A 26159-nucleotide genomic window follows, 5' to 3' on the forward strand; every position below is an offset into this window, starting at 1 on the left:
ATTCGTCGGATTTTTTAAACTTTTCGAAGTTATTGAAGTCGCGGGTGTTAGATGGCGTCCGTGATAGCAAATTAGTTTCAATCTTACATCTTTCGATTCATCGGCAGTTCGGCTTTTAAATACCTCGCGTCGGATGCTGCTGGCCAGGGTAACTAGCGTCGTCTATCAATAGTTGCCGTTGTTGGCCGGTAAATGTTCGGTGCTGTGTATCTCCTTAAAGTCCAACCGGTGAGCCGAGGTAATCATGAGTGTTCTGGTAACAGGTGCCGCAGGTTTTATCGGTTATCACACGGTCATGCGTTTGTGTCGCGAGGGCCTCGAGGTTGTGGGTATCGACAATCTCAATCCTTATTACGACGTCAAACTCAAACAGGCGCGTTTGCACAGATTGCAGACGCTGGCCAATTTCACTTTCCATCGGCTGGACATTGTTGATCAGGCGGCGTTGAACGCGCTGTTACAGCACGGCCACTTCAAACAGGTCATTCACTTGGCCGCCCAGGCCGGGGTGCGCTACTCGCTGGACAATCCCGATGCCTATGCGCAATCGAATCTGGTCGGGTTTCTCAACGTTCTGCAGGCATGCCGTCGTCATCCGCCGGAGCACTTTATCTACGCATCGAGCAGCTCGGTGTATGGCGCCAATACCAAGATGCCGTTTGCAGAAGACGACCCGGTCGACCAACCGGTTTCGTTGTACGCCGCGACCAAGCGTGCCAACGAATTGCTCGCGCACAGTTACTGCCATCTCTACGGCTTGCAAGCCACCGGCCTGCGTTTTTTTACCGTCTACGGTCCCTGGGGTCGACCGGACATGGCGCTGTTCAAGTTCACCGAAGCGATGCTGCAGGGGCGCGCCATCGACCTTTACAACCAAGGCGAAATGGCGCGGGATTTCACCTACATCGATGACATCGTCGAAGGGATTTTCCGACTGCTCGACAAACCGCCCGCACTCAGCGCCGAGCGTGGTACTAACCGGCTGTTCAATATCGGTCGCGGCAGTCCAGTAGCGCTATTGATCTTCGTCGAATGCCTGGAGCAGGCATTGGGCATGAAGGCCCAGCGCCGTTATCTACCGATGCAGGAGGGCGATGTATTGAAGACCTGGGCCGACGTGTCGGCGCTGGCACGCTGCATCGACTTCAGCCCGCAGGTGCCGATCGAGCAGGGCGTGCAAGCGTTCGTGCAGTGGTATCGCGAGTTCTATCAGGTCTGATTCAGTGCAGGGTGACGGCCCTGCGACTTTCCCCGATGCGGATCCGGTCGAGGGCGCGATTCAGCGCATCCAGTGCATCGAGCAGCGCCTTGGCCTCGGCCTCACGACCGTCACCCCACAGGCGTTCGGCCATTTTGTTCAAGGCCAGAATGGCGCGTTCGATGTCGGCTGCGCTGGCGGTGCTGTCAGGGGCTGGTGGTTTTTTCGGCATTCAGGGTTCCTCGGCGGTCGGCAAATCACCATACCGCCAAGGCGCCGAGCAATACAGCGACAAGTGTCCCCGATCAGCAGCGGACGCAGTTTGGTCAGCGATTAGCCTCAGTCAATCCCGCCTCGATAAACCGCACCGAACTCTCCAGCGCCTGCTGCCCCTCGGCCAATATGCCCGCGTAGAAATGCCAGGCGTGAAACATGCCGGGCCACACTTCAAGATTGACCCGGACGCGGTTGTCCGCCAGGTGATTGGCCAGACGCATCGCGTCACTGAGCATCAGTTCGTTTTCGCCGATCTGCACCAGAATCGGTGGCAGTCCGGTGACGTCGGCGAACACCGGCGACGCCAGCGGATGGTTGGCCAAGGTGTCGCCGAGAAAGGCTCGCGCGAGGATGTCCAGCACGGGCTTGGAGTTCAGCGGATCAAGGCCTTCACGATTGCTCATGGAGGCGCCGGTGTGTTCGAGGTTGGCCCATGGCGAAATTGACGAGCCCACCGCAGGCAATGGCAAACCTTTGGATTTTGCCGCGACCATCACGCTGACCACCATCGCGCCACCCGCCGACTCGCCTGCGAAGGCAATCTTGCTGGCGACGATGCTCTGCTCAAGCAACCACTCATAGGCGCGCAAAGTGTCATTGATAGGGGTGGGGAACTGATGCTCGGGTGCGAGGCGGTAATCCGGCATGTACACCCGCGCGCCAAGCATTTTTGCGTAGTTGCCGCCGATGCCGTGGTAGCCGTCAGGTCGACCGACGATGTAGGCGCCACCGTGGATGTACATCAGCACCGCGTCGGTCTTGAGCTCATCCGGAGTCACCAGCGTAGCGGGCACGCCGCCCATGTCGACTGTTTCAAACCTCACGCCAGCCGGCGGCTGATTCTGCCCGAGCATTTTTGCGTAGGCATCGCGGATGTCGCTCATCTTTGTGGTGGTATCGGTGCCCTTGAGCACGGGTACCAGATCGCTGAGGCTGTTGGCCCAGGTTTGCACGGCTGCTTTTACTTCAGTGTTCATATGACCTCAATCAGGCGTTGGTGATGGATTAACTAATCGAGATGTTATGCTCATGATTGGGGAATAGGGTTCCCCATAACCGGTGCCAAGCCGCTTGAATGCCAAATCCGGAGGCCACATGGAACTGCATAACCTGAACGACATCGCCGCCTTCGTCGCCTCGGTGGATGCCGGAAGTTTTACGGCGGCGGCCAGGCAACTCGGGCTGACTCGCTCGGCCGTCGGTAAATCGATCGTGCGGCTCGAATCGCGTCTGCAGGTCCGTCTGCTCAACCGCACCACCCGCAGCCTGAGCCTGACCGACGATGGTCGGGTGCTGTATGAGCGATGCGTGGGCATCCTGCAGGATCTGGACGAGGTCGAAGAAGCTTTGGCGTTCCGCCGTTCGACGCCCAGCGGCCGCTTGCGCATGAGCCTGCCGGTAGCACTGGGCCGGCTGCACGTTGTGCAGCACATCGAGCGCTGCCTGAGAGACTGGCCGTCGCTCGCCATCGACGCGACGTTTTCCGATCGGCTGGTCGACCTGATCGACGAGGGTTTCGATCTGGCGATTCGCATCGGTCCGCCCAAGGAAGACTCCGGACTACTCACGCGCACGGTGGCTTACCAGCAAATGATCACCTGTGCCTCGCCCGATTATCTGAAAGAACATCCGGCACCGCAGACACCCGAAGATCTCGCCGGGCATGCGTGCCTGCACTTCGTCAGCGGCGGCCGATTGCTGCCGTGGAATTTTCGCGTCAATGGTCAGCCTGTGTCGGTCATTCATGCCGGGCGGCTGCAGATGGACAGCGCTGAGGCCTTGCATCAGGCGACTGCCGCAGGCCTCGGTATCGCGACGTTGCCATCCTATGTGGTCAACGATGACTTGCGCAGTGGCAAGCTCGTGCAGTTGCTCGCAGATTACGCCGAGGCTGCCGAGCCGATCCGGGTGATTTACCCGAGCAAGCGGCACCTGTCGCCGAAGATTCGGCTGTTCATCGACAGGCTGGTGGAAGCGTGGTCGCCGGCGCCTTGGGACTGATCAGCCCGCCATAGGAGCTGTGCCGCAAATTCACAGCAGGTGTGCTTTTTCAGCTATATCCAGCCAATCTTGGCGAGCCGTACTCTTGCAAACAGTGGCGCAGAAACTTGCGTGTCATCGCCACTGTAATCCGATGATGTCTGTGCTCGGCACGGATCATTTGAAGGAACAATAAAAACAATATCTGCGGGAGATGAATCCAATGAGACTCGCTCAAGAGGAAGCCGTGGCCGTGGCGGCTACCGCGAAAAGCTGGCTGAAAGCTGCCGGCATCCTGCTTTGCCTGTCCACTCCGGTTGCCGCGCTCGCGGACATCAGGATCGGTGCGCTTTATCCCCTGAGTGGATCCCTGGCGTTACTGGGCGACGAGAGCTTCCGTGGCCTCGAACTGGCCGTCGCCGAACGAAATGCCTCGGGCGGTTTGAAGGGCGAGCCGATCAAATTGCTCAAGGCCGACGCAGTCGATGCGGGACAAGCGGTCGGTGCCGCGCGCCGGCTCACCTCTGTTGAGAACGTCACTGCTGTATTTGGCAGCTATTCCTCGGCGCTGTCATTTGCGGCCACGCAGGTGACGGAGATGGCGGGGGTGCCCTTTTTCGAATTGGGTGCGGTGTCCGACCACATCACTGAGCGTGATCTGAGCTACGTGATGCGCAGCAACCCGACCGCCAGGAATTTTGCCGAAGGCACCATCACCGCCATCACGGAGATTGTCAGCCCATCGCTCAAGGTCGATCCGAAACAATTGAAGGTCGCGATCATCCACGAGGATGCGCTGTACGGTACGACCATCGCCGGGTTTCAGAAAAAAATCGCTCAGGAGCAAGGTCTGAACGTGGTCGAGGTACTACCGTATTCGGCCAAAGCGGTCGATCTCTCATCGCTGATCCTGCGTTTGAAAGGCGCCCAGGCGGATGTGGTATTGCAGACCAGTTATCAGAACGACACGACGCTGTTTTTCCGCCAGATCCGCGAAGCCGGTTTCAGGCCCAAAGCCGTTATCGGCGCCGGCGGCGGCTATTCCATGCAGGACACGGTCAAGGTCGTCGGCGCAGCCAATATGGAAGGCGTGCTCGATGTCGATTTCCCACAGTTCCAGACCAATGAAAACGGCGCTCCCGGTATCGGGGCGTTCGCCAAGGCATACAAGGATCGCTACGGCAGCGAACCGCGCTCGGGCCACAGCCTGATCAACTATGTCGGGGCGAAGATATTCCTCGATGCCATGGAAAACAGTACTTCGCTGGACGCCGATGCGATCCGTGCCTCGGTGGCAACCATCGATATTCCTCTCGGTGGCACGGCTGCCGGCATCGGTGCCAGGTTTGGCAAGAACGGCCAGAACCAGCGCGCCAATACGGCAATCATGCAGTGGCAGAACGGACTGCTGAAAACCGTTTACCCCCAGGCAGCCGCCGTTGCCCAAGCGCGTTTTTCCGACCAACCCTGATACCTGAACCCGCAATCTGCTGAAGCTTGATCATTGAGCTTCACGGGTTCGTTCGCTCGCAAAGAGGGCGCCAACCGTGGAAATTTTCATCCAGCTCCTGTTGAACGGCTTATTGCTCGGTGGCACGTTGGCCATCATCAGCATCGGCCTGACTCTGATTTTCGGCATCGTGCGAGTGGTCAACTTCGCCCATGGCGAGTTTCTGATGATCGGCCTATATGCCGTGTATTTGCTGAATTCGCACTTCGGCATCCACCCGTATATGGCGATCATTCCTGCGACGATCCTGTTGTTTGCCGCTGGTGCGGCAATGCAGCGTTTCATCATTCAGCCGTTGCTTGGCGCTGAGGGACATATCCAGATTTTCGCCACCGTGGGCGTCTCGATTGCCCTGATGAACGGCGCGTTGCTGATCTTCGGTGCCGACGTCATGACGGTGAAGAACATCAGCGTCGGTACCACAACCGTCAGCTTTGGCGCCTTTCGCGTCAGCAGCGGTCAGTTGATCACTTTTGTCGCGTCGCTCGCACTGGTCGCGGGGCTGCACTGGTTTTTGCAGAACACGTTTCTCGGCCGGGCTGTCCGCGCTACTGCACAGCATCGCAACGCGGCGCAACTGATGGGTGTCAACGTCAAGAACATCTATGTGTTTGCCTTCGGCCTGGGTTGCGCCTGCCTGGGCGTCGCCTCGGGACTGATCGCCCCGCAATATCCGGTCTTTCCAACCGTTGGCACTTTCTTCGTGCTGACGGCGTTTGTGATTGTGGTGCTGGGCGGCCTGGGTAGCCTGTCCGGCGCACTGATCGGTTCAATGCTGATCGGCATCGTCGACAGTCTCGCCGGCTACTACATCGCGCCGGACCTCAAGGAGGTCGTCTACTTCACGATTTTCCTGGGCATCCTGGTGTTTCGTCCGACAGGTCTTTTCGGCGCCGGTCGCGGGTCTGAGTGAGGAAGATGTTCATGAATATTTTGCACCCGCGTGTCTATGTCAGTGCACTGGCCCTGGCGCTGTTACTGATCATTCCATTGAGCGTTGGCTCGCCGTTCGTTTATCACCTGTTCATCCTCATATGCAGTTATGCGGCACTGGCCAGTGCCTGGAACATCGTCGGCGGGTTTGCCGGCCAGCTGTCGTTGGGGCATGCCGTGTTCTACGGGGTGGGCGCTTACACGACGACGCTGCTGATGATGAAACTGGGCATCAGTCCATGGATCGGCATGTTCGCTGGTGCAATCCTGTCGTCGATTGTCGCGGTGCTGATCAGTTGGCCGTGCTTCAGATTGCGCGGGCCGTTTTTTGCCTTGGCGACCATTGCGGTGCTGGAGGTCGTGCGTCTGGTGGCGATCAATCAGCATGACGTGACCGGTGGTGCGGCAGGGCTGGGCGTACCGCTGAAGCTCGGTTTCGAGTGGATGTTGTTCCGCCCGCGCTGGCCATACCTGCTGATTGCCTTCGCCTTTCTGCTCATCACATTGGCAGTGTCGTGGAAGATCAAGAATTCCCGACTGGGTTATTACCTGATCGCCGTGCGTGAGCGTGAAGACGCCGCCCATGCGGTGGGCGTGAACTCGGTCAAGGTCAAGCTGATCGCCGTGGTGTTGTCCGCATTTATCACCAGCCTGGTCGGCAGCTTTCATGCGATGTACCTGACCTTCATCGAACCCGGCTCGATGTTTTCTCTCGAGATGTCGATTCAGATCGCCATGTTCGCGTTGATTGGTGGACTCGGCACGGTATCGGGACCGCTGATCGGCACTTTGCTGGTGCTGCCGCTGGCTGAACTGGCACGCGGCTGGCTTGGCGATCTGGGCAGCGGGGTGCACGGTCTGGTCTATGGCATCGTGCTGGTCGCGGTGGTGCTGACTATTCCGCAAGGCGTGGTGGGGCGTTTTGGGGCTCGGATATTTGCCTGGATCGACTCATTGCCCGGCGGCCGTCGTTCGATGGCAAATACAAAAGCACCGATCGGGCCGACCTTGGCGCAAGCCCACTCGGCCACGCACGGTGAGCCGGTTCTGGTCGCAGAAAACCTGCACAAGTTCTTTGGCGGACTGCACGCCACCAACGATGTTTCGCTGAGCTTGGCCGAAGGCGAAATCGTGGGTGTGATCGGCCCGAACGGCGCCGGCAAAACTACGGTGTTCAACCAGCTCTCCGGGTTTCTTCTGCCATCCAAAGGCCAAGTGAAAGTGCGCCTGCTCAATGGCGACTGGGTCACCCCGAACAGCCCGGCCGAGTTCGCCCGGGCAGGCATTGGCCGGACCTTTCAGATCGTCCAGCCATTCGCTGATTTGAGTGTCTGCGAGAACATCATGCTCGGTGCATTCATGCACACCGCTGACGCGAAGGAGGCCAGGGCGATCGCCGAGCAAGTCGCCGAGCTGACCGAACTCACCGCGCTGCTCGACACCCGGGCGCGCAACTTGACGGTCGGCGGCATGAAGCGCCTGGAAATGGCCCGCGCTCTGGCGACCCGCCCGCGCATCCTGTTACTCGACGAAGTCATGGCCGGCCTCAACCCGACGGATGTTGCCAAGGCCATCGCAGTGATTCGCCGGGTGCGTGATTCGGGCGTCAGCGTGTTGATGATCGAGCACCTGATGCAAGCCACCATGAGCCTTTCTGACCGCATCGTCGTGATCAGTTCCGGCACGCTGCTGATGCAGGGCGCGCCTCACGATGTGATCAACGATCCTCAGGTTATCGAAGCCTACCTCGGTAAGGAGTACAGCCATGCTTAAACTCGACAACGTCCACAGCGGCTATGGCGGTACGGAGATCCTTCGTGGCGTGTCGTTCGAGGTCAATGCCGGTGAGGTGGTGACTATCGTCGGCGCCAACGGCGCCGGCAAAACCACGACCCTGCGCAGCTTGTGCGGCATCGTCACACCGTCCCAAGGCACGATCGAATTCGAAGGCCAGCGCATCGATGGCAATCGCCCCGATCAGATTGTCGACGCGGGCCTGACGCTGATACCGGAGGGGCGCCAGTTGTTTCCCTTCATCAGCGTGCGCGACAACCTCTTGATGGGAGCCTACAAACGCAGTGCACGAGCGGGCTACAGGCAGCGTCTGGACAATATTCTCGATCTGTTTCCGAGGGTGCGCGAACGTCTGATCAGAACGCCGGGACACTGTCGGGCGGCGAACAACAAATGGTTGCCATCGCCCGGGGCCTGATGGCCGAGCCGAAATTGTTGATGTTTGATGAGCCGTCGCTGGGCCTGTCACCGCTGCTGGTGTCGCAGGTCTTCGAGATCATCAACAGGATTCTCCAGCTGGGCACCACCGTGTTGATCGTCGAGCAGAACATCGTTCATACGCTGCGCATTGCTCATCGAGGTTACGTGCTGGAGAACGGCGAAGTGGTGCTCAGCGGCACCGGCCAGGAACTGCTGGAAAACCCGCACGTCAAGCGTGCTTATCTGGGGCTCTGACCCAGTCCATTCATCTGCAAGTGAGAACAGCTCATGACTCATTCCAGACACGCCGGGCGCACCGTATTGGTCACCGGTGCCGGTGGCGGCATCGGTGCGGCGATCGCGCGGTTGTATTGCGAAGAAGGTGCAGCCGTGGCGCTGCTCGACGCTGATGCCGACAAGGTGCAACAGCAGGCCGAGGCGTTGCGTGATGCCGGTTTTGCGGTCGCGTGGGCGCAGGCTGATGTCGCGAGTTTTCAAGACTGCGCTGCTGCATGCGAGCGCGTGCAAGGTGAGCTCGGCCCCATCGATACCCTGATCAACAACGCCGGCATTTCGCCCAAACACCACGGCGCACCCGCGCCGATCTGGACCATGGCGCCGGAGGAGTGGCAGCGGGTGGTCGATATTAACCTCAGTGGCTCCTTCAACCTGGTGCGAGTGCTCGCGCCCGGCATGGTCGAGCGCCGGTTCGGGCGCATCGTCAATATGTCTTCGGTGGCGGGCAGCGCGTTCTTGCCGATTGTCGCAGCGCACTACAGTGCGACCAAAGCCGCAATCATCGGCTTTACCCGCCACCTGGCCGGCGAACTCGGGCCGTTCGGTGTCACCGCCAATGCGCTGGCACCGGGACGAATCGAAACGCCATTGCTCAAGACCGTATCAGCCCAGGCCAATCAAGCCGTGGTCGACGAGACACCGCTGCGCAGGCTGGGCACACCGCTTGAGGTGGCAAGGGCGGCGTGTTTTCTCACGTCGAGTGAAAGCGACTTCATTACCGGCCAGGTGGTTGATGTCGCGGGCGGCTGGTTGATGCGCTGATGACTTCTTGCGAGGACGTTTGTCATGGTTAAAACAATGGGATTTCCCGGACGCTACGAGCAGGGTCCGAATGCATTGCAACAATTGGGCAGAGTGCTGAGCGACATGGGTCGATCACGGCCGCTGGTGCTTTGCGATGAGTTTGTCGCCCGGCATCTATGGCCGCAGGTTGGCGCCGCGTTGCAGGACCAGGGATTGGAGCCATTGCACATCGAGTTTCCCGGCGAGTGCACGCGCGCTGCGATTGCGCAGTTATCCGAGCAGGCATTGCTGCACGCCCCCGACACCATCATTGCGCTGGGCGGTGGCAAGACCATCGATACGGCGAAGGGGCTGGCGGCCAATCTCGACGTACCGATCATTGTCTGCCCCACGATCGCTTCAAGTGACGCGCCAACGAGTCGGCTGATCGTGCTTTACGACGAAGAGCACAAAGTGGTGGGCGTGGAGTTCCTGAAGATGAATCCCGCTGCGGTGATTGTCGATACAGAGGTCATCGTTCAGGCGCCGGCACGGTTCTTCGCGGCCGGGATCGGCGATGCCATCAGCAAGAAATTCGAAGCCCGACAGTGCTACGCCGCCGGCGGCCACAACTCTTTCGGCACACCGCCGCTGCACACGGCATTGATGCTCACCAACCTGGTTTTCGACACGCTGATGCAGTACGGCGTCCCGGCTTATCAGGCGGTGTGTCGTCATGAACTCACCGATGATGTTGAGCGGGTCGTCGAAGGCACCGTGCTGATTAGCGGTGTCGGTTTCGAGAGCGGTGGTTTGTCACTGTCCCATGCCCTGGTTCGGGGGCTGACCGCGATACCGGCGATGGCGTCGATGCTGCATGGCGAACTGGTGGCGTTCGGCACGCTGGTGCAGATGGCGGTGGAGGCGCGACCGGCCGAAGAGATTGAACAGGTCGCGCGTCTGCTGCACGCGGTGAAGCTGCCCGTGACGTTCGCTGAACTGGGTCAGCGCACGCCGTTGACGACGGCGCAGATCAATATTCTCGTGGACGCAACCTTATCGGTGGCTTACGCCAGAAACATGCAACCGCCCTTGAACTACCAGCGCCTGGTGGAAGGATTGGCGGCGGCTGACAGCCTTGGTTCACGGCTGGTCAGAGTCTGCGCGAACCCGCCCCGACACTGTGATCCTGCGTCACAACAGGTGTGACCAAGTAGCTGTTTTCTCCCGTACAGCGACGCCATAACCTTTCCCTCAAGCGAAATCCTGGCGCAATCAAGTGCTGTGAATTCGTCAAAAAAACCGAGAGGCCTGACTATGAATACTCCTGTTAAACCTGATGAACTCGCCATTGCGTATCAGTTGCCGCAAGTTCCATTCATGACGCCCGACATGGTGCATCCGGGCGTCATGACGCAGTGGCTCGAAGACGATGCGCTGTGGGTGCCGGTAACAAAATCTGTCTCCTTCAAGCCATTGCTGCTCAACACCAGCGGCGGCTATTACATCAACCTGTTGCGGGTGCGTCAGGCCGGCGTGCTGTCGCGTCACCGCCATACCGGCGGCGTGCATGCGATCGTGCTCAAGGGTCGCTGGTACTACCTGGAGCATGACTGGGTCGCGGAGGAGGGGTCTTTTGCCTATGAGCCGCCCGGTGAAACGCATACCCTGTTCGTCCCCGAGGATGTGAGTGAAATGATCACCTGGTTCCACGTGCAGGGTGGCTACACTTACGTCGATCCGCAGGGCGTTGCCGTGGGTTACGAAGATGTGTTCACCAAGCTTGAAGCCGCCCGAGCGCATTACAAGACGCTGGGTTTGCCGGACGACTACATCGAACAGTTCATTCGCTGACCCGGCCCCCAGGAAAAAGCGCGCTTCGGCGCGCTTTTTCATAAGCGTTGAGACAACATGCCTTCAAGCTTTTCGCCAGGACCGGCCATGGACAATTATTCGCAGCTGCTCGCTTTTATATGGTCTACCGAATGTGGAAGTTTTTCTGCTGCCGCGCGCGCCCATCACCTGACGCCATCAGCGGTCAGCAAACTGATCACCCGCCTGGAAGATCGCTTGCAGGTCCGGCTGTTCCAGCGCGGCTCACGCGTGCTGACGCTGACCGAGGAGGGCGCCGCTTACCTGCGCAGCGCCAAAGCCGTCGTTGAAGCCATGAACGAGGCGGACTCGCTGGCCGAGGCGTTGCCCTCCAGGGTCAGTGGCACCCTGCGCATCCACACCATGACCTCTTTCGCCAAACACCAGATCGTGCCGTGGCTACCGGAATTTCTGGATTTGTATCCCTCACTGGACGTTGAGATCCAACTCGGCGCGCAATTCGTCGATCACTTCGAGCAAGGGCTCGATATCGCCATCCACAGCGGCGTATTGCCCAGCTCATCACGCATTGCCAGACGCATCGGCGAATGTGAATGGCTGATCTGTGCCTCGCCGCAGTACCTGGCTGAACACGGCACACCAACCACACCCGCAGATTTGCTGAATCATCGTTGCTTCAATTTCAGCTTCGTCAGCCCGTGGAACAAATGGTCATTTTTGCAGGATGGAGACGGCGTCTCGGTACCGGTGACCGCCAGCGCGTCGTTTACTCAAGGCGATCTGTTGCGCGACATGGCGCTGTCAGGCGCTGGCGTGGTGAAGCTTGCGGACTTTCATATCGGGCTTGATGTAAAAGCGGGAACGCTAGTGCCGTTGCTTGAGGATTTCAAAACGGGTGTGGTCGAGCCGATCTACCTGCTTTATTCGGATCGCAAGCATTTGAGTCCACGGATACGAGTATTCATCGAGTTTTTTCAGAACAAGTGGCGTGAGCATCCGTGGAAGGTCTCCTGACGTTCAGCTCTGGGGGCAGCGTATTGATCAACGCGATGCTCAAACTGCGCATTAAAAAGCCCTGAATCATCAGGGCTGAGTTTTGGTTGAGGGGGCGTAGAGTGACAAGCTCGCGGTCGGTCTACTTCGCGCTCGAAGAGCAGGCCAACCGGTATTGCTCATAGTTCAAGCCTTCGACCTTTTCCGGCAGCTTGTACGGCACGGGGCAGCTTTTGCCCTGCCACTTGATGGTGATGACACCGTGATCTTTGGTCACCAGCGCCAGGGCCTTACCCGTCGGATCTGACAATGCCAGTTGTTTGCCGTCGCTATCCAACAGCACCGCGCCGAATGGAATCGGCTGGCCGTTGGCATCGTACAGTTCAAACTGGACGCGTCTGCCTTTGCTGCCTTCGAAGCGTGCAAGAACTATCGAACCTCGTCTTGGCACCAGTTGCTGGGTGGCATTGTCCAGCTCGATCTCACCGCCCAGGTTACGCGTGTCCAGCGTTACCCAGTTCACGCGGTACGGTTGCGCGTTAGGCAGAACCGCATAGCCGTTCAGGCCGGTTTTCACACCCGAATAGCTGCTGACTTCGACGCCCGACATGCCGGGCACTTCCACCAGACCGAACGTTTCACCGACGGTCTGGCCCATATTGATGCCGCCTGCATGGGCCACCAGCGATCCGGCGGCACTCAGGTTCTGTGATTCATAACCGTTGCCTCGGTTGTAGCCAAAGCTCAGGTCGCCCATCGATGTGCGGGTACTCAGGCTCAGCGAGCCAGATCGATCGCCTTGGACACTGCGCCCGGTCTGCACGGAATAGTAGGTGTCGCTGTCCTCGGTCAGATAACCGTTGATCCCGGCTTGGGTGCTGGTACCGGTGTTCTGATGGTTACTGGAAATGTAGGCGCGCGGTGCGCGGGGTGTCGAACCGAGCGGAAACGAAATCGAGACGCTCAGTTGTGTGTCGTTGCTGGTGTCACCGCGCGCGCCGAACTCCTGGGTTTTGCTCAGGCTGATGTTGTAGTTCAGGTCGCGCCAATTGTTGTTGTAGCCGGCGGAAAAGCTCCGCGAGCCACCGCGATCCCAATAGCGCTGGTCACTGGCGTTCAGGTACAGCGAGCCGAACTGGCGTGCTTCGCCCAAAGTCTGGTTGACCGTGAGGTCGGTGCGGGTTTTGGAATTACCCAGGCGCCGGGTGGCCCCGGAGCTGGTGTCCTGGACATGGTCGGTCAGCGTGCGATAACCCTCGGTCGAATAACGATAAGCGGCGAGGGTGAAGCTGGTATCGGTGCCGGTGAAGGTCTTTGCATAGAGCGCGCGTATGCTGCTGCCTTGGGTGGTTTTGCCGAATGCCTTGCTGGACGATTGCGTCACGTCCAGGGACATTGCGCCAATCGAGGTGTTCTTCGCCGCACCGACTGAAATCGCCTTGAAACCATTGCTGGCCTGAAGGCCGGCAATGCCTGTCAGGTTGCTGGTCAAGCCGTAGGCGAACGTGCCGCTGAGGAAGGCGGGCTTGTCATAGCCCTCGCTGTTGTTGTTGAATTTGCCGCTCGACAGGCTGTATTTCAGTTGCCCCTCACGCACCATCGTCGGCAGGGCGGAGAATGCCTGTCGGGTGACCTTGCGCCGTCCATCTGCTTCAACAATGGTGATCTCCAGATCGCCGTTGGAGCCCGATGGATAGATGTCACTGATCTCGAACGGACCCGGCGGCACGTTGGTGGTGTAGAGAATGTAGTTATCCTGGCGGACCTCGATCGTGGCGTTGGTTTCAGCAACGCCACGTATGATCGGCGCATAGCCGCGCTCGCTGTCTGCGCGCATGCCCTCATCAGAGGCCACCTTGACGCCTTGATAGCGCACGCTGTCGAACAGATCCGAATCGGAAAAGATTTCCCCCGCACTCAGTTGCCCCTTGATCACCGTGAGGTCGCGCTGGATGAAGGTGCGGTTGCTGACGAACCGATTGGGCCGGCCGGTGGAGCTGCTCAGGTTGGACTCGTTGCGCAGCCGCCAGGCGCCCAGGTTCAGGCCGTTGCGAAGCCCGAGGTTGTTGGAAATTTGCGTCGAGTAATCGGTTTTGCTGCGGGTGCTGCTCAGCTGGTAGTTGATGAAACCGGCGGCCACACCTTGGTCCCAAAGCTCTGGATCTACATAGCCGCGCATGCCACGCGCCATGGCGACCTGCGGCACACTGATATTGAGGCGCAGGCGGTTGGCATCGAAGCTGAGACTGGCTTGCTCGATCATTGCAGGCAGGTCGTAGTGATCGGCAGGGTGTTGCTCGTCAACCAGACCCTGCTCACGAAGTTTGCGCATGTCCACACCCAGCTGCTGCAACAGTTCCAGAGTGATGCGTGGCTCGACTTTGCCGTTGACCGGGTTGGCCGCGAAATCGATATCGCGACGCCCGACCAGCGTGCCATTGCTGAACACGTCGACGCGGTATTGGCCTGGCAAGACGCTGTTGGCATTCAGCAACGGTTGCAGATCGACCGCCGATGAACCTTCAAGGAACAGCGTATTGAAAGATTCACTCGCCACTGCGGCCGGGGCTTCGGCGCCCACGGCGAAGCCGCAAATGGCCATGTTGATAGCAAAGCACAATGGATGCAGGCAGCCCAACGCCGCTTTGTTTTTCTGGCGCGCAACATGATGCTTAACACAACTTTCAGATGTGTGGTGTTGGGAGGGAAACATGCAATTTGCCTTATCAGTCCGTGTTGCTTCAACCGGAGTCCGGAACTTGTGAATAGCTTGTAAGTTGGCAGGGTGGGGTGGGGGATTTACTGGGCGGAGGCATCTTTCACGCGCTCGGCATGGCTTTCGGCAACGCTTAGTGGTGCATCGAATCGTTGTTGTGCGCCGTAATCGTTAATTGCTGAAAAACTCAAATGCGAAGTACCAGCTGGCAGATCTTTCAGATTGAATGAGCGAACTTCCCCTGGAACGATCATTGTCGAATCAATTACCAATTCCGCTTTTTTCCCTGCAACGACTTTCAGATCGGCCAGCGACACGTGGTAGTTGCTTTGGTTTTTTACTTTCAGCACCGACTTGCCAGCCTGAGTGACCAATTGCCATGCAAGTTGCTCCGGTGCCTTTGCGGCATCACCGGTGAGTCCGTCCGGGCGGAAGAAGACCTTGATACGCTGACGTACCGCCAATTGCAGCGTGTTGACATCGGCAGCACTGGCCTGGGGGATTTCCTGCACGTTCAGCCATACCACCGACTCCTTGTCCGCAGGCATGCCGCGGCCTTCATAAAGAATCCTCAGTAATTGCTGTTGATTGGGCTCAAGTTTGGCCAGTGGTGGAGTAACTGCGAAAGGCGGTGCGCTGCCAGCGGTGTCGCCGGCATCCAGCCACGATTGCGCCAGAATGGTTTGTCCGCCGTTGCGCACGGTGACATTCGCCTCTTTGTGCGCGCCATCGAAGATAATCCGGGTGGAGCTCAAGGAGATGCTGGCGAATGCCGAGTGCGTCATCAACACCCCGGCAAGCCCCAGGCAAAGCGGAAAGTAGCGACTTAACATAGATTTCACCGATTAATCTGTTCGGGAAGGACGAGGCACAGCGGCCCCGTCCAGGTATTGCGGGCTGCTTATTCGTATTCGAGAACGAACGGCAGAGTGGCGTTACCGGTACCGGCAGTAGCGGTGGTCTTGTCGCCGGTGGTGACGTAAGCGGCTGCGAACGACAGGGTGCCATCACCACCTGTGGTTGCGTCGCCAGTCAGGTTGGTCTGCACTTTGGCAGTGGCTTCGGAGCTCAGGTCGATCAACTGGCCATTGCTGTCCAGCAGTGCGATACCAACGCCCTTGGCCGCGTCTGCACCCTGCAGCTTGAGAACTTTCTTGCCATCAACCAGGCCCGAACCGCCGTTTACGGTTGGTTTGAACAGCATCGAAACCTTGGTGCCAGCGTTGCAGTTCACTTTCAGGTTGAAATCGTTGGCGGCCACACGACCGGCGCCCGGAGCAGAGTCGGTGCCCATGTCTTTGATCGACACGCTGCCCATGTCCACGGCAATCATCTTGTCGTTACCCAAGGCGCCATCTACCGAGCAAGCGTCGTTATTGATAACGCCGGTGAAGCTGATTTGACCGCTGCCGCCCTTGACAGCTTTGGCCGCTTCTTCTTCAGCCACTGCGCCAGTGGAGGCAGCCAGTACGGAAAGAGTGAGTACTGCGAAAGCGAACTTTTTCATGTTTATATCCGAAGTTATTGTGAAGTGCTGCATTGAAATGCCAGGCCATATTAGGTGTGCGGTGGTGGCGGGTCTTTGGGATTTGTCTTAAAGCGATAAAGGTGCGAGCCGGTCAGTAATATGACAGTGGCGTATTCATATTTGCGGTAATGGTGCAGCGAACCAAATGAGACAATTCTCAAAGTCGTGCGGTCTTTGTCTGGCTAGTATTCGCGGATGCAGAAATTCTCAGTCAACGCAAAGTTTGTGAGCGGGCGTCCTGCTTGAAAGATTATTCAAACTTTCGCTATTAACGACTGATAGAAAGAGGTTCCAGGTTTGTGAACACGCTTCGTATATTGGTCTTGGAAGATCACGCCTTTCAGCGCACGGCGGCAGTCAGTGCGCTTAATAGTCTGGGGTACAAAAATATCTTTCAGGCGGCTGACGGCAAGGATGCGCTGGCTGTGATATCCCAGGCTGGAGGCGTGGACGTTGCATTGTGTGACTTGAGCATGGCCGGGATGGATGGTTTGACGTTCTTGCGCCTGGCGAGAGAGGCCGGTTTGATTCGTGCAGTGATCATCTGCAGTTCACTGCCTGAAGACTTGTTGCGCACGGTTGACCGGATTGTCACGTTGCAGGGGCTGGAATTGCTTGGCAGTGTCGGCAAGCCTCTGATGGTCGATGTGCTGGGGCCATTGTTGGCGCGTTATCGGCCGCACACTCCGGGCGATGCCAAAGTGGTGGAAAGTCATCTCGATCAGCCTTCGGAGAACGAAGTGCTCGAAGCGATACGCCGTCAGGAATTTCGCGCCTATTTCCAGCCCAAGTTTCATCTGCGCAGTGGTGAGGTGGATGGCGCCGAGGTGCTGGTGCGATGGCAGAGCCCCAGTCGCGGCTTGCTCTCGCCAGGCATGTTCTTGCCGACGATCGAGCGCTGCGGGCTGCTCGATGAGATGTTTTTCAGCCTGCTCACGCAAGGCTTGAGTCTGCAGCGCTTCGTCCAGTCTCACGGCAAGCCGTTCAAGCTGGCGTTCAATCTCGACGTGACGCAGATGGCCAATCCGAATCTTGTCGACCGGATCAAGGCGCTGTTGCGCATCCATGGCGCCTCGCCAGCTGGGCTCATTTTCGAGCTCACGGAAACCGGCCTGCTGCAGATGCCCGAGATCAGCATGGAAAACATGGTGCGTCTGCGCATGCTCGGCTTCAGTCTGGCAATCGATGATTTCGGTGTCGGCTATTCTTCACTTGAGCGGCTGTGCCAGATGCCGTTCAACGAAATCAAACTCGACGCCGGCTTCGTGCAGAATTTCCATCAGGCGCGCTACAGCGCGGTCATCCACGGGGCGTTGGCCTTGGCGCGGGAATTGGACATGCGCGTGGTGGCAGAGGGTATTGAAACCGCAGATCAGGTTCAGCATCTGGCGCGGCTTGGTTGTCAGTGGGGGCAGGGCTTCTTCTATGCTCGCCCGATGAATTGGGCGCATTTGGTCGACTGGCGTTTCGAAGGCCAGAAGTCGTCCTGGCGCCGCGCAATAGGCACATCCGATCGTTGATGCAAGCGGCATTCTGACTTTTGGGACAAAGCCCTATTTCGTCACGCCTTCAAAACACTCATCATGTGCCGAGAAATCAATCAGATGCACCTGAATGCTTCGGTGATGCCCGGGATTTGCTGCGGTTGCCAAGTGCTGATGGTCCTCCAACACTCTTCATCATGGAGCTGTTCATGCATTGGTCAGTCGTGAATCCGTTACGCGTTGCCATCCTTGATGATCACTCGCTCATACGTCTGGCGATGAAGTCGCGGCTGACGCGCGAAGCCGAGTTCAGTGTCGTAGGTGTGTATGGCAGCAGCGCGCAGTTGCTCACCGGATTGCGCGAAATCGACATCGACCTGCTGATACTCGATTACAAACTGCACGATGGGGAGCTGGACGGGCTCAATCTGATCCGCCTGCTGCGCAAGCAATATCCGGGCATGCGCATCCTTGTCTCATCTTCCGAAGAGCGCCCGGCGGTAGTGAATATGGCGATCGGGGCGGGCGTCAGCGGATTCTTCGGCAAGTCGCAGTCGGTCGATGACCTGATCACCGCCATCCGCAGTGCTGCGTCCGGCCAGTTGTATCTTTCGCCGGAAATGGCCTTCGAACTCGATGTGCTGCCTGCGTCGGTCGACGAACCTGCTGGTGCCAATGACGATGGCGCGGCGCACGGCGACGACTTCCTCAGTAATCCTCTTCTGTCACCGAAAGAAAAAGAAGTATTGCGCTGCTGCCTCGAGGGGATGGGAGTGACGCAGATCGCTTTGAAGTTCTCGCGCAGTCGCAAAACCATCAGCGGGCAAAAACAGGCCGCTTTCAAAAAGCTTGGCATTCGTGGTGATGCGGAGCTGTTCAAGTTGCAGCACAGCCTGACGGCGGACAACCAGGGATAACTCGCTTATGTTTCATCTGTTGCGCGGTGTTTTGCTAGTCAGTGTGCTTGTCATGTTCGGTAGCGGGTCGTTGTGGGCAGCAGAGCCGCGCACTCTGCAGGTGTTCGGTCGGTCTGACTGCAAGGAGCTACAGGTCGATCTGGCCAATGAAGACTGGAGTTGGCTGCGGCAGAAGCGCAGTCTGGTGCTGGGCTCGGCGCTTCCGGATTTCCCGCCTTATGTCATGACCGCCAGCGGTACGCGGTACGAGGGAATAGCCGCCGACATCGCCTGCATTATCGGTCAGGCCTTGCATGTCGAAGTTACCGTCAAGGCTTATCCCGACCGTCGCGACGCCATGGCGGCGCTCGAGCGTGGCGACATCGACATGCTGGGCAGTTCCAACAGTTTCGAGTTGATCGACGGCCTCGTCACGCTCAGTAAGCCTTATGTCGAAGACGTGCCGGCAATGTTCATGCGCGGTGATGATCGGCGCCCGATGCCGGCCAATCTGGCCGGTTTGCGTATTGCGGTTGCCGACGATTACCTGCCTTCCAGTCAATTACACGCGTTATACCCCAACGCCGAATTCGTGCTTTTTCCATCGAACGAGTTGGCACTGGCTGCGCTGGCTTTTGGCAAGGTCGACCTGTTTCTCGGCGATACGGTGTCGAGCAATTACCTGATCAACCTCAACTACTTCAACTATGTGCGGCTGCACTCTTTCGTCAAAACCCAAACCAGCGGTTTCAGCTTTGCCTTGCGCCGGGGCAACGACCAATTGCTGCGTCTGATCGATTCGACCCTCGAGTCGCTGGGTGATGCGAAGATTGCCGAAATTACCAAGCGCTGGTCGGGCGGCGGCGGGGCGCTGACGCCCAAACGCATTGACCTGACACCCGGCGAAGCACGTTGGCTTGAGCTGCATCCGGTCGCGCGGTTCGTGATCAATGACGATCAGGCACCGTTTGCATTCTTTGATGGTGACGGCAACTTTGGCGGGATCGGCGCTGATCTGCTCGAGCTCATCCAGCGGCGTACCGGCTTGCAGATCAATGTCGAGCGCACCGACAGCTTTTCCAGTCTGAGCACGCGTCTGCTGGATGGCAGCGCGGATATTTCTCTGCTGACACCAACGGTCTCGCGGGAAGTCGGCATGCGTTTCACTCATCCGTTCCTTGCCAGCCCCTTTGTGATCGTCACCACCAAGGACGCAGGCGCGCCTTCAAGCCTGCAGGAGCTGCGCGGCAAGCGCGTCGCAGTGCCCGAAAGTTCGGCTGAGCGTGAGCTGCTCAAGGACTACCCCGACATCGAGATCGTTGATAACGAAACAGTTCTGGGCGCCTTGGCTGACGTGAAGGACGGTCGAGCGGACGCGATGATTACCACGTTGCACAGTGCGCGCTACTACATCGCCCACATCTACAGCGACAGCTTGCGTATCTCCAACATCGTCGGCATGAACAAAGGCTTCCTCGCTTTCGCCGCGCGGCGTGCCGATACCGAACTGGTCAGCATTCTGAACAAGGCGCTGCTGAGCATTCCGCCGGATGAGCTGGACGTAATCCTCAACAGGTGGCGTCCCATTGCAGCGTTTTCGGGGTTGTCGTGGCGCGATTACAAGGCGCTGATCTACCAGATCAGCGCTGGCGCGTTCCTGATTATCCTGGGATCGCTGGCGTGGAATTTCTACATCCGTCGGCAGATTCGCGAACGCAGTCGTGCAGAGCGCTTGCTCGGCGATCAGCTGAAGTTCATGGGGGCGCTGATCAACGGCACGCCGCATCCCATTTACGTACGTGACCGGGAAGGTCGGCTGGTGACCTGCAATAATAATTATCTGCAAACATTTGGCCTGTCAGAAAAGGACGTGATCGGCAAGACCGTGCTCGAAAGCGGCAAGCGCAATCGTCAGGAGGCGTTGCAATTTCACGACGACTACCTGCGCGTCATCGAGCAGGACGAACCTTACGAGGTGGATCGCACGCTGCATGTGGGTGATACGCGGCTGATCATTTACCACTGGATCCAGCCGTATCACGACACGGCGGGTGAAGTCAGAGGCGTGATCTGCGGCTGGATCGATATCAGCGAACGCCGTGAACTGATCGAGGAGTTGCGTTCGGCGAAAGAGCTGGCTGACGAGTCGAGCCGCGCCAAAACCACGTTCCTGGCGACCATGAGCCACGAAATCCGTACGCCGATGAGCGCCGTGATCGGCATGCTCGAACTTACCCTCAAGCGTGCCGAGCAAGGTCACTTCGATCGGCCGGCGATTGAAGTGGCATACGACTCGGCAAAAGGTCTGCTGGAACTGATCGGCGATATCCTCGATGTGGTACGCATCGAATCGGGCCATGTCAGCCTTTCGCCGAAACGTGCCAACCTGCGCGAATTGGTCGAATCCGTGGCGCGGGTGTTCGACGGCTTGGCCAGGCAGAAGAGTCTGGTGCTTAAGCTCGACATCGACGCCACTGTCGGCTGTGACGTATTGGTTGATCCGATGCGCTTCCAGCAGGTGCTCTCGAACCTGGTGGGCAACGCGATCAAGTTTACCGACACCGGTCATGTCAGCGTCTCGATTCGCGGCCAACGTCTCGCTGACGAACGCTTACAGGTCGACCTCAAGGTCGAGGACACCGGCATCGGCATTTCCAGCGCCGATCTGCAGAATCTGTTCCAGCCGTTTTCCCAAGCCAATCATGGTCCCTCCAGCAGAGGCGGCACCGGTCTGGGACTGGCGATCTCCCGTTCATTGTGCGAATTGATGGGCGGGCGGCTGAACATTACCAGTACGCTTGGCAAAGGCACCTGCCTGGAAGTGTCGCTCTTCTTCAATATTCTCAGCCCGCTTGGCGGCAAAGTGCTGCCTGTTTCGGTTGTTCAGGACAAACCGGTACCGACACTCAGGATTCTCGTAGTCGATGACCAGAGCGCCAACCGCCTGCTGTTGACGCAGCAGCTGAGTTTCCTTGGCCAGGCGGTGCGTGATGCCGCCGACGGTGCCCAGGCATTGGCGCTGTGGCGCTCGGAGCCGTTCGACATTGTGATCACGGACTGCAACATGCCGGTCATGAACGGCTATGAGCTGGCCCGCACCATTCGCCAGGACGAACGCGAAAGTGGTGGATCGCCGTGCATCGTACTGGGCTTCACGGCCAACGCGCAGCCGGAAGAAAAAGTGAAATGCCGGGAGGCCGGGATGGATGATTGCCTGTTCAAACCGATCAGTCTCGGCACCTTGTCGATCATGCTTGCAGGCTGGGAAAAAAATGTTGAAACCCAGCCATTTGAAAGCCCGCCTGCGGCGACTATCAAGGAGCTGGGTTCGATTCGCGAGCGTCTTGACGAGCTCACCGGGGGCGATCTCGACATGATGAAAGAACTTCTGCGCGAGGCGCTGTCGAGTTGCGAAAAGGATCTGGAGGAGTTGCATTCGCTAATACCCGAAAGCGATCCCGGGCTGTTGGCTGACCTGGCGCACCGCATCAAGGGGGCGGCGCGCATTGTTGCCGAGCATCAGGTCATTGAGGCGTGTAACGAGCTTGAGGCCGAGTGCGAGGCGCCTGTTATCGATCCGCTGGACCTCAATCGCAGTGCATTGAAGCTGGAGCATGCACAGGCTGATCTGATCAAGAAAATCAAACGGATCGAGCTGTAAACGTATCGGCTCATGACCATCCGACTGGCCTTGCATTGAAGCTGACGTTAAAGATCATTTTGCAGCGGGCGATACCTTGGTTAATAACCATGGAGTTTCGCGATGATCATTCGACGTCCTTTATTGATTGCCTGCCTTTGCCTGCTCGGTTTTGACACCGTCAGCGCAGCCCAGTCTGCGCCGGTCAGCGGAGTGATTCGCTTCAGCGGTCGAATTGTCGAGGCAAGTTGCATTGCCAGTGGCGCCAGCCATTCTTCTGTCGAGTTGCTTGATTGCCCCCAGGCAAGCACCGGGCAGATTTTTACCGTGAACAACGTCAGTGCGGCAGGGCGAGGTGAGTCGCGCCAGCAGGTGTTTGTGAAGGTGATTGCCGATACTCATGAGCAGGACGATTATTACGACCAGCGCTTGCTGCTCACGGACAACAAGGGTCACCAGATAACGAGCGGTAATTACGTAGTGACGATGACGCTGCCTTGATGGCTTGGAAAGAATGAGTCTGCGCCCCTTGTTTCAAGGTTACTGACAAAAAGGGGCGTTAATAATGAGAATTGTCTGGTTCGCACAGAACCGTCCCGCGCTTCTGGCTTGTCGCCACTCCCCTGCGTTGCAAAATCCCTCCTTCAACACTTTCTGAGCCAGACCATGCGCCGATCGCTTGGGCTGTCGTCAAGGTGTGGCTTTTTATCATCTATCCCTGCGTTCATTTTTGAGACAAGTCTCATATCAGGCAGGTTGGCCCTTGGTTATTTTCTTGAAAGGAAGAATGGAGCTGCCAAAGGTGTCCGATGTTTCTTGAAAATAACCGCAGTCGATCCTTGCGGATCCTGATCGCCGATAGCGATGTGCGCAGAGGTCTGTCAATCGAACAGCAGTTCAACAAGCTGGGCTGTCTCAGCGTCTTGAACGTTTGCACTTATCGTGACCTGAAAATACTGACGTATTACTGCCCTCAACGGTTGAGCCTGGTCGTCGTCAATGCTGAGTTGCTCAGCGAAATGGCGATGGATCCGCTCGACTTTTTCGGGGAAAACCCGCTGATTCGTCATCTGCTGATTTTCAATCCCAACGATGATCACCAGTGGTCGAAGACCTTCTTCAACCCGCATCCGCAACGCTGGATGCGCCTGGTCTCGAAAATCAATCTGCCGCGCCTGGCAGATTTTCTGATGCTGGCCGACCCGGCGCTCAAGGAACTTGCGGAGCCGGCCTCGACCGACTCCACACTCTCTTCGTGCGCAAACCGCTAGCTGCTGCACCTTCCCGCGATGATCCACGTAGACGCTGAGGTGCTATTGCCCAGCGCCTGCTGTGCCGCCCACTCGTTTGCCCCATTGTCTTGAATACACTCTAAGGTAAGGCATCATGCTGCTTCGTAAACTCAATCTCGCGCCTCGTTCGGCGCTGTGTTTCGGCTTGTTCTGTCTCATGATTATCGCGATCGGATTGATCGCTCTGCAGCAAGTCGACTTGCTCAACAAGGCAGAAACGTACGTCGAGACGACGATCGTGCCGAGTATCAAGCTGCTCGGCCAACTCGATCGAGAGTTCGTCGAAATCAAGGGCAACAACGCTCGCTTGCGCAATCCCATCGAAACCCCTGAGCGCAAGGCGCAAGCCCTGATGGACATTCAGCAGTCGCGTCAGCTGATCAAAAAACATCAGCAAGCGCTCATTGATCTGCTGGCCACTGACGCTGGGCGCGAGGCGTTCGAGGAGTTTGCCAAAGCACAGAAGGTCAACGATCAGGCGCAGGACCAATACCTTCAAACCGTGGCGAACGGGCAGCTTGAGGCGGCCATTGCGTTGTCAAAGAATCAGATGCGTGCTGCCTCGGATGGTGTACAAGTCGCGCTCAAGAAGCTGATTGCACTCAACGAAATAGAAGCTTATGAGGCGGGCAAGCAGGCCGACAATGTCTATGAGCACACGCTGTTGATCGTCAGTGTGTTCATTCTCATCGCGATCGGTGCTTCGTTGGCCCTGGCCGTGTTGTATACCCGCAGCCTGACGGTACCCATTGCAGGCTCGCTAAGGGTGGCGGAATGCATCGCCGCCAATGATCTGAGCGAAACCATTGCGCTGGATGGCTCCGATGAGGCCGCGCAAATGCTGTCGTCATTGGCGGCGATGCAAACCAGTCTGCGAGATGCCTTGATCATGATCCGTGATTCGTCCACGCAGCTGGCCGAAACCTCGGAGGTCATGCACGGCGTCACTGAAGATATCTCGCGTATCACTCAACGTCAGAGCCATGAAATCGAAATGGCCGCCACCGCCGTCACTGAAATGAGTGCAGCGGTGGAGCAGGTTGCAGACAACGCCGCATCGACCTCGCAGCTGACGTCGGAATCAAGTGCGGCAGCCGTCGCCGGTCGAAGCCAGGTTAGCGACACGGTAGCCGCAATCAATCTGATGGTGTCCAGCGTGCACAGCACCTCGGCTGAGGTGCAGGCGCTATCGACCATGGCGAGCGATATCAGCAGCGTGCTGGACGTTATCCGAGAGGTTGCCGAACAAACCAATCTGCTTGCCTTGAACGCAGCGATCGAAGCAGCGCGGGCGGGGGAGGCGGGTCGCGGTTTTGCCGTGGTTGCCGATGAGGTGAGAGGGCTGGCGCAGCGTACTCAGAAGTCGACCGAGGACATCGAGTCCATGGTCAGCTCCATTCAGTCGGGCACCAGCCGCGCAGTTTCCTCCATGAGCCACACCCGCGCTCAGGCCGAGAGAACGCTCGAAATGGCCAATATCGCCGGCGAAGTGCTGACCGACATCACTGGCTCGCTGAATCTCATCAACGAGCGAAACCTGCTGATGGCAACCGCTGCCGAGGAGCAGGCTCAGGTTGCGCGGGAAGTCGACCGCAGCCTGATCAGCATTCGTGACCTGTCATGTGAAACCGCAGAGGGGTCGAAACAGACGGCAGTCGCATCGGCGGAGCTGTCGCAATTGGCGGCGTCGCTGAATAAATTGACCAAGGAATTCAAGCTTTAAGACGTTAACGGGAAGCCCTGATTGCCAGGGCTTTTTTGATCCGCGATCAAGCGCAGCGCGCAACGAGTGCTGACTCAACTCTGTGTTGGCGATTCGGTGTGTGCCGTCAGTTGTTCAATGCAGGTGGCGAGTTGTTTTTCATAGCTTTCAAGCACGGCTTCGGCTTCAGCTTCGCGCTCATCACGCAGACGAAAGAAGTCGTCGCGACTGAGTTGGTCCGCTACGAGTCGGATATTTTGCTCGATGATCGCGCAGAGTGAGTCTTCATCCTCTAACGCCGCGCTGGTTTGTGCTGCGCGTTGAGTGTTTTCGAGTTCGGTCTTTGCCGCCTCGGCGGCCTTCGCCTGTTCCTTCGCGGTAAGCAGGTCGGTTTCCAGGGCCTGCTTTTGTTCCGCCAGACGCTTGAGTTCAGCGGTCATTGACTGGATGGTATCGGAGCGCTGCTTGAGCTGGATCTCCTGCTGTTGCACCACGGCCTTCAGTGGAAAGAGATTGTTGAGCTCATAACCGGCGACGACAGTCATGGCGATCAGCGCCAGTGCCAGAATCGTCAGGCAGTAGAGGGCGGCGTTGCTGTGGGGTTTTGCGCTATTGAGGGTATCGAGGGCTCTCACGGAATCTGTTCTCCTATCAAGAACAGTCAGGGTACTGGCCGAGTTCCACTGTGCATTTAAGACGAGTCTTAAATTGGCTTTAGTTATTTGCGCTGAGTAAGTGTGATGCTAAATAGCGTGTCTGTTTGTAGATTTTTCAGGTCTGACTGGCTGGTTATAAATCTATGAGAATTGTCTTGTTATTGAATAAATAAATTTTTGCTCAAGTGTTCTTTTTTTATTATCTTCTCGTTCCGGTCGTGGTGATTTTGCTGCCAATTAAATAGGTGTGGCTACGTCAGCCATTCAGTTGTTTACACGCTAGATAGA

At 57.8% G+C, this 26159-nt stretch carries 21 protein-coding genes and 1 pseudogene; 16 read left to right on the forward strand and 6 right to left on the reverse strand.

Annotation, left to right across the window (positions count from 1 at the left end; translation table 11 throughout):
• The first annotated feature begins 244 nt into the window (after positions 1–244).
• Positions 245–1219, forward strand: a complete 975-nt coding sequence (locus AB9L16_RS12120) for an NAD-dependent epimerase (protein ID WP_056785646.1) — start codon at positions 245–247, stop codon at positions 1217–1219.
• A 1-nt stretch (position 1220) separates the two neighbouring features.
• On the opposite strand, the gene AB9L16_RS12125 is transcribed toward AB9L16_RS12120, so the two are convergent.
• The gene (locus tag AB9L16_RS12125; RefSeq protein WP_056785649.1) at positions 1221–1430 is read right to left on the reverse strand and encodes a hypothetical protein; all 210 of its coding nucleotides are present in this window, start codon (positions 1428–1430) and stop codon (positions 1221–1223) included.
• Between the two features lie 94 nt (positions 1431–1524).
• Positions 1525–2451: an alpha/beta hydrolase gene (locus AB9L16_RS12130; protein ID WP_375123652.1), complete on the reverse strand. Its 927-nt coding sequence runs from the start codon at positions 2449–2451 to the stop codon at positions 1525–1527.
• A 118-nt stretch (positions 2452–2569) separates the two neighbouring features.
• On the opposite strand from AB9L16_RS12130, the gene AB9L16_RS12135 reads away from it, so the two are divergent.
• From AB9L16_RS12135 to AB9L16_RS12175, 9 genes and pseudogenes are all read left to right on the forward strand, one after another.
• Complete coding sequence (locus tag AB9L16_RS12135; protein WP_256809917.1) at positions 2570–3475, forward strand: LysR family transcriptional regulator; 906 nt, start codon at positions 2570–2572, stop codon at positions 3473–3475.
• A 202-nt stretch (positions 3476–3677) separates the two neighbouring features.
• On the forward strand, positions 3678–4925 hold the full coding sequence (locus AB9L16_RS12140; RefSeq protein ID WP_056785656.1) for an ABC transporter substrate-binding protein: 1248 nt from the start codon (positions 3678–3680) through the stop codon (positions 4923–4925).
• A 76-nt stretch (positions 4926–5001) separates the two neighbouring features.
• Positions 5002–5877 (forward strand): branched-chain amino acid ABC transporter permease, encoded by an 876-nt coding sequence (locus AB9L16_RS12145; RefSeq protein WP_024012825.1) that lies wholly within the window; start codon positions 5002–5004, stop codon positions 5875–5877.
• A gap of 11 nt (positions 5878–5888) precedes the next feature.
• Complete coding sequence (locus tag AB9L16_RS12150; protein WP_236168954.1) at positions 5889–7670, forward strand: ATP-binding cassette domain-containing protein; 1782 nt, start codon at positions 5889–5891, stop codon at positions 7668–7670.
• Positions 7663–8366, forward strand: a pseudogene (locus tag AB9L16_RS12155) (ABC transporter ATP-binding protein). Before AB9L16_RS12150 ends, AB9L16_RS12155 begins: the two are co-directional and overlap by 8 nt.
• A 33-nt stretch (positions 8367–8399) precedes the next feature.
• A complete protein-coding gene (locus AB9L16_RS12160) occupies positions 8400–9170 on the forward strand; it encodes an SDR family oxidoreductase (RefSeq protein WP_375123653.1) in 771 nt (256 codons plus the stop codon).
• 24 nt (positions 9171–9194) lie between these two features.
• Complete coding sequence (locus tag AB9L16_RS12165) at positions 9195–10340, forward strand: glycerol dehydrogenase (protein ID WP_375123654.1); 1146 nt, start codon at positions 9195–9197, stop codon at positions 10338–10340.
• A gap of 108 nt (positions 10341–10448) precedes the next feature.
• Positions 10449–10985: a 2,4'-dihydroxyacetophenone dioxygenase family protein gene (locus AB9L16_RS12170; protein WP_024012829.1), complete on the forward strand. Its 537-nt coding sequence runs from the start codon at positions 10449–10451 to the stop codon at positions 10983–10985.
• Positions 10986–11072: 87 nt separating this feature from the next.
• Positions 11073–11978: a LysR family transcriptional regulator gene (locus AB9L16_RS12175; protein ID WP_016774575.1), complete on the forward strand. Its 906-nt coding sequence runs from the start codon at positions 11073–11075 to the stop codon at positions 11976–11978.
• 121 nt (positions 11979–12099) lie between these two features.
• On the opposite strand, the gene AB9L16_RS12180 is transcribed toward AB9L16_RS12175, so the two are convergent.
• The 3 genes from AB9L16_RS12180 to AB9L16_RS12190 form a co-directional block, all read right to left on the reverse strand.
• On the reverse strand, positions 12100–14559 hold the full coding sequence (locus AB9L16_RS12180) for a fimbria/pilus outer membrane usher protein (RefSeq protein ID WP_375123655.1): 2460 nt from the start codon (positions 14557–14559) through the stop codon (positions 12100–12102).
• Between the two features lie 197 nt (positions 14560–14756).
• A complete protein-coding gene (locus tag AB9L16_RS12185) occupies positions 14757–15506 on the reverse strand; it encodes a molecular chaperone (protein ID WP_041478776.1) in 750 nt (249 codons plus the stop codon).
• A 68-nt stretch (positions 15507–15574) separates the two neighbouring features.
• Positions 15575–16180 (reverse strand): fimbrial protein, encoded by a 606-nt coding sequence (locus AB9L16_RS12190; RefSeq protein WP_016774577.1) that lies wholly within the window; start codon positions 16178–16180, stop codon positions 15575–15577.
• A gap of 320 nt (positions 16181–16500) precedes the next feature.
• Between AB9L16_RS12190 and AB9L16_RS12195 the strand changes: the two genes are divergently transcribed.
• The 6 genes from AB9L16_RS12195 to AB9L16_RS12220 all read left to right on the forward strand — a co-directional run bounded on the left by AB9L16_RS12195 (position 16501) and on the right by AB9L16_RS12220 (position 25236).
• Positions 16501–17721, forward strand: a complete 1221-nt coding sequence (locus AB9L16_RS12195) for an EAL domain-containing protein (protein WP_024012832.1) — start codon at positions 16501–16503, stop codon at positions 17719–17721.
• Positions 17722–17894: 173 nt separating this feature from the next.
• The gene (locus AB9L16_RS12200; RefSeq protein ID WP_041478777.1) at positions 17895–18602 is read left to right on the forward strand and encodes a response regulator transcription factor; all 708 of its coding nucleotides are present in this window, start codon (positions 17895–17897) and stop codon (positions 18600–18602) included.
• 52 nt (positions 18603–18654) lie between these two features.
• The gene (locus tag AB9L16_RS12205) at positions 18655–22242 is read left to right on the forward strand and encodes a transporter substrate-binding domain-containing protein (RefSeq protein WP_315435014.1); all 3588 of its coding nucleotides are present in this window, start codon (positions 18655–18657) and stop codon (positions 22240–22242) included.
• Between the two features lie 102 nt (positions 22243–22344).
• Positions 22345–22722 (forward strand): type 1 fimbrial protein, encoded by a 378-nt coding sequence (locus AB9L16_RS12210; protein WP_016774580.1) that lies wholly within the window; start codon positions 22345–22347, stop codon positions 22720–22722.
• A gap of 308 nt (positions 22723–23030) precedes the next feature.
• The gene (locus AB9L16_RS12215; protein WP_056785680.1) at positions 23031–23492 is read left to right on the forward strand and encodes a hypothetical protein; all 462 of its coding nucleotides are present in this window, start codon (positions 23031–23033) and stop codon (positions 23490–23492) included.
• Positions 23493–23607: 115 nt separating this feature from the next.
• The gene (locus tag AB9L16_RS12220; RefSeq protein ID WP_056785681.1) at positions 23608–25236 is read left to right on the forward strand and encodes a methyl-accepting chemotaxis protein; all 1629 of its coding nucleotides are present in this window, start codon (positions 23608–23610) and stop codon (positions 25234–25236) included.
• A gap of 74 nt (positions 25237–25310) precedes the next feature.
• Here AB9L16_RS12220 and AB9L16_RS12225 read toward each other — a convergent pair whose 3' ends face one another.
• The gene (locus AB9L16_RS12225) at positions 25311–25850 is read right to left on the reverse strand and encodes a hypothetical protein (protein ID WP_095179878.1); all 540 of its coding nucleotides are present in this window, start codon (positions 25848–25850) and stop codon (positions 25311–25313) included.
• Between the last annotated feature and the right edge of the window lie 309 nt (positions 25851–26159).

This window comes from Pseudomonas sp. LW8 (assembly GCF_041956865.1).
In the GTDB taxonomy this organism is placed as follows: domain Bacteria; phylum Pseudomonadota; class Gammaproteobacteria; order Pseudomonadales; family Pseudomonadaceae; genus Aquipseudomonas; species Aquipseudomonas siliginis.

Coding starts and splice junctions, on each gene's coding strand:
- AB9L16_RS12120 (WP_056785646.1), top strand. CDS start 245: ATGAGTGTTCTGGTAACAGGTGCCGCAGGTTTTATCGGTTATCACACG.
- AB9L16_RS12125 (WP_056785649.1), bottom strand. CDS start 1,430: ATGCCGAAAAAACCACCAGCCCCTGACAGCACCGCCAGCGCAGCCGAC.
- AB9L16_RS12130 (WP_375123652.1), bottom strand. CDS start 2,451: ATGAACACTGAAGTAAAAGCAGCCGTGCAAACCTGGGCCAACAGCCTC.
- AB9L16_RS12135 (WP_256809917.1), top strand. CDS start 2,570: ATGGAACTGCATAACCTGAACGACATCGCCGCCTTCGTCGCCTCGGTG.
- AB9L16_RS12140 (WP_056785656.1), top strand. CDS start 3,678: ATGAGACTCGCTCAAGAGGAAGCCGTGGCCGTGGCGGCTACCGCGAAA.
- AB9L16_RS12150 (WP_236168954.1), top strand. CDS start 5,889: ATGAATATTTTGCACCCGCGTGTCTATGTCAGTGCACTGGCCCTGGCG.
- AB9L16_RS12160 (WP_375123653.1), top strand. CDS start 8,400: ATGACTCATTCCAGACACGCCGGGCGCACCGTATTGGTCACCGGTGCC.
- AB9L16_RS12165 (WP_375123654.1), top strand. CDS start 9,195: ATGGTTAAAACAATGGGATTTCCCGGACGCTACGAGCAGGGTCCGAAT.
- AB9L16_RS12170 (WP_024012829.1), top strand. CDS start 10,449: ATGAATACTCCTGTTAAACCTGATGAACTCGCCATTGCGTATCAGTTG.
- AB9L16_RS12175 (WP_016774575.1), top strand. CDS start 11,073: ATGGACAATTATTCGCAGCTGCTCGCTTTTATATGGTCTACCGAATGT.
- AB9L16_RS12180 (WP_375123655.1), bottom strand. CDS start 14,559: ATGGCCATTTGCGGCTTCGCCGTGGGCGCCGAAGCCCCGGCCGCAGTG.
- AB9L16_RS12185 (WP_041478776.1), bottom strand. CDS start 15,506: ATGTTAAGTCGCTACTTTCCGCTTTGCCTGGGGCTTGCCGGGGTGTTG.
- AB9L16_RS12190 (WP_016774577.1), bottom strand. CDS start 16,180: ATGAAAAAGTTCGCTTTCGCAGTACTCACTCTTTCCGTACTGGCTGCC.
- AB9L16_RS12200 (WP_041478777.1), top strand. CDS start 17,895: ATGCATTGGTCAGTCGTGAATCCGTTACGCGTTGCCATCCTTGATGAT.
- AB9L16_RS12205 (WP_315435014.1), top strand. CDS start 18,655: ATGTTCGGTAGCGGGTCGTTGTGGGCAGCAGAGCCGCGCACTCTGCAG.
- AB9L16_RS12210 (WP_016774580.1), top strand. CDS start 22,345: ATGATCATTCGACGTCCTTTATTGATTGCCTGCCTTTGCCTGCTCGGT.
- AB9L16_RS12215 (WP_056785680.1), top strand. CDS start 23,031: ATGTTTCTTGAAAATAACCGCAGTCGATCCTTGCGGATCCTGATCGCC.
- AB9L16_RS12220 (WP_056785681.1), top strand. CDS start 23,608: ATGCTGCTTCGTAAACTCAATCTCGCGCCTCGTTCGGCGCTGTGTTTC.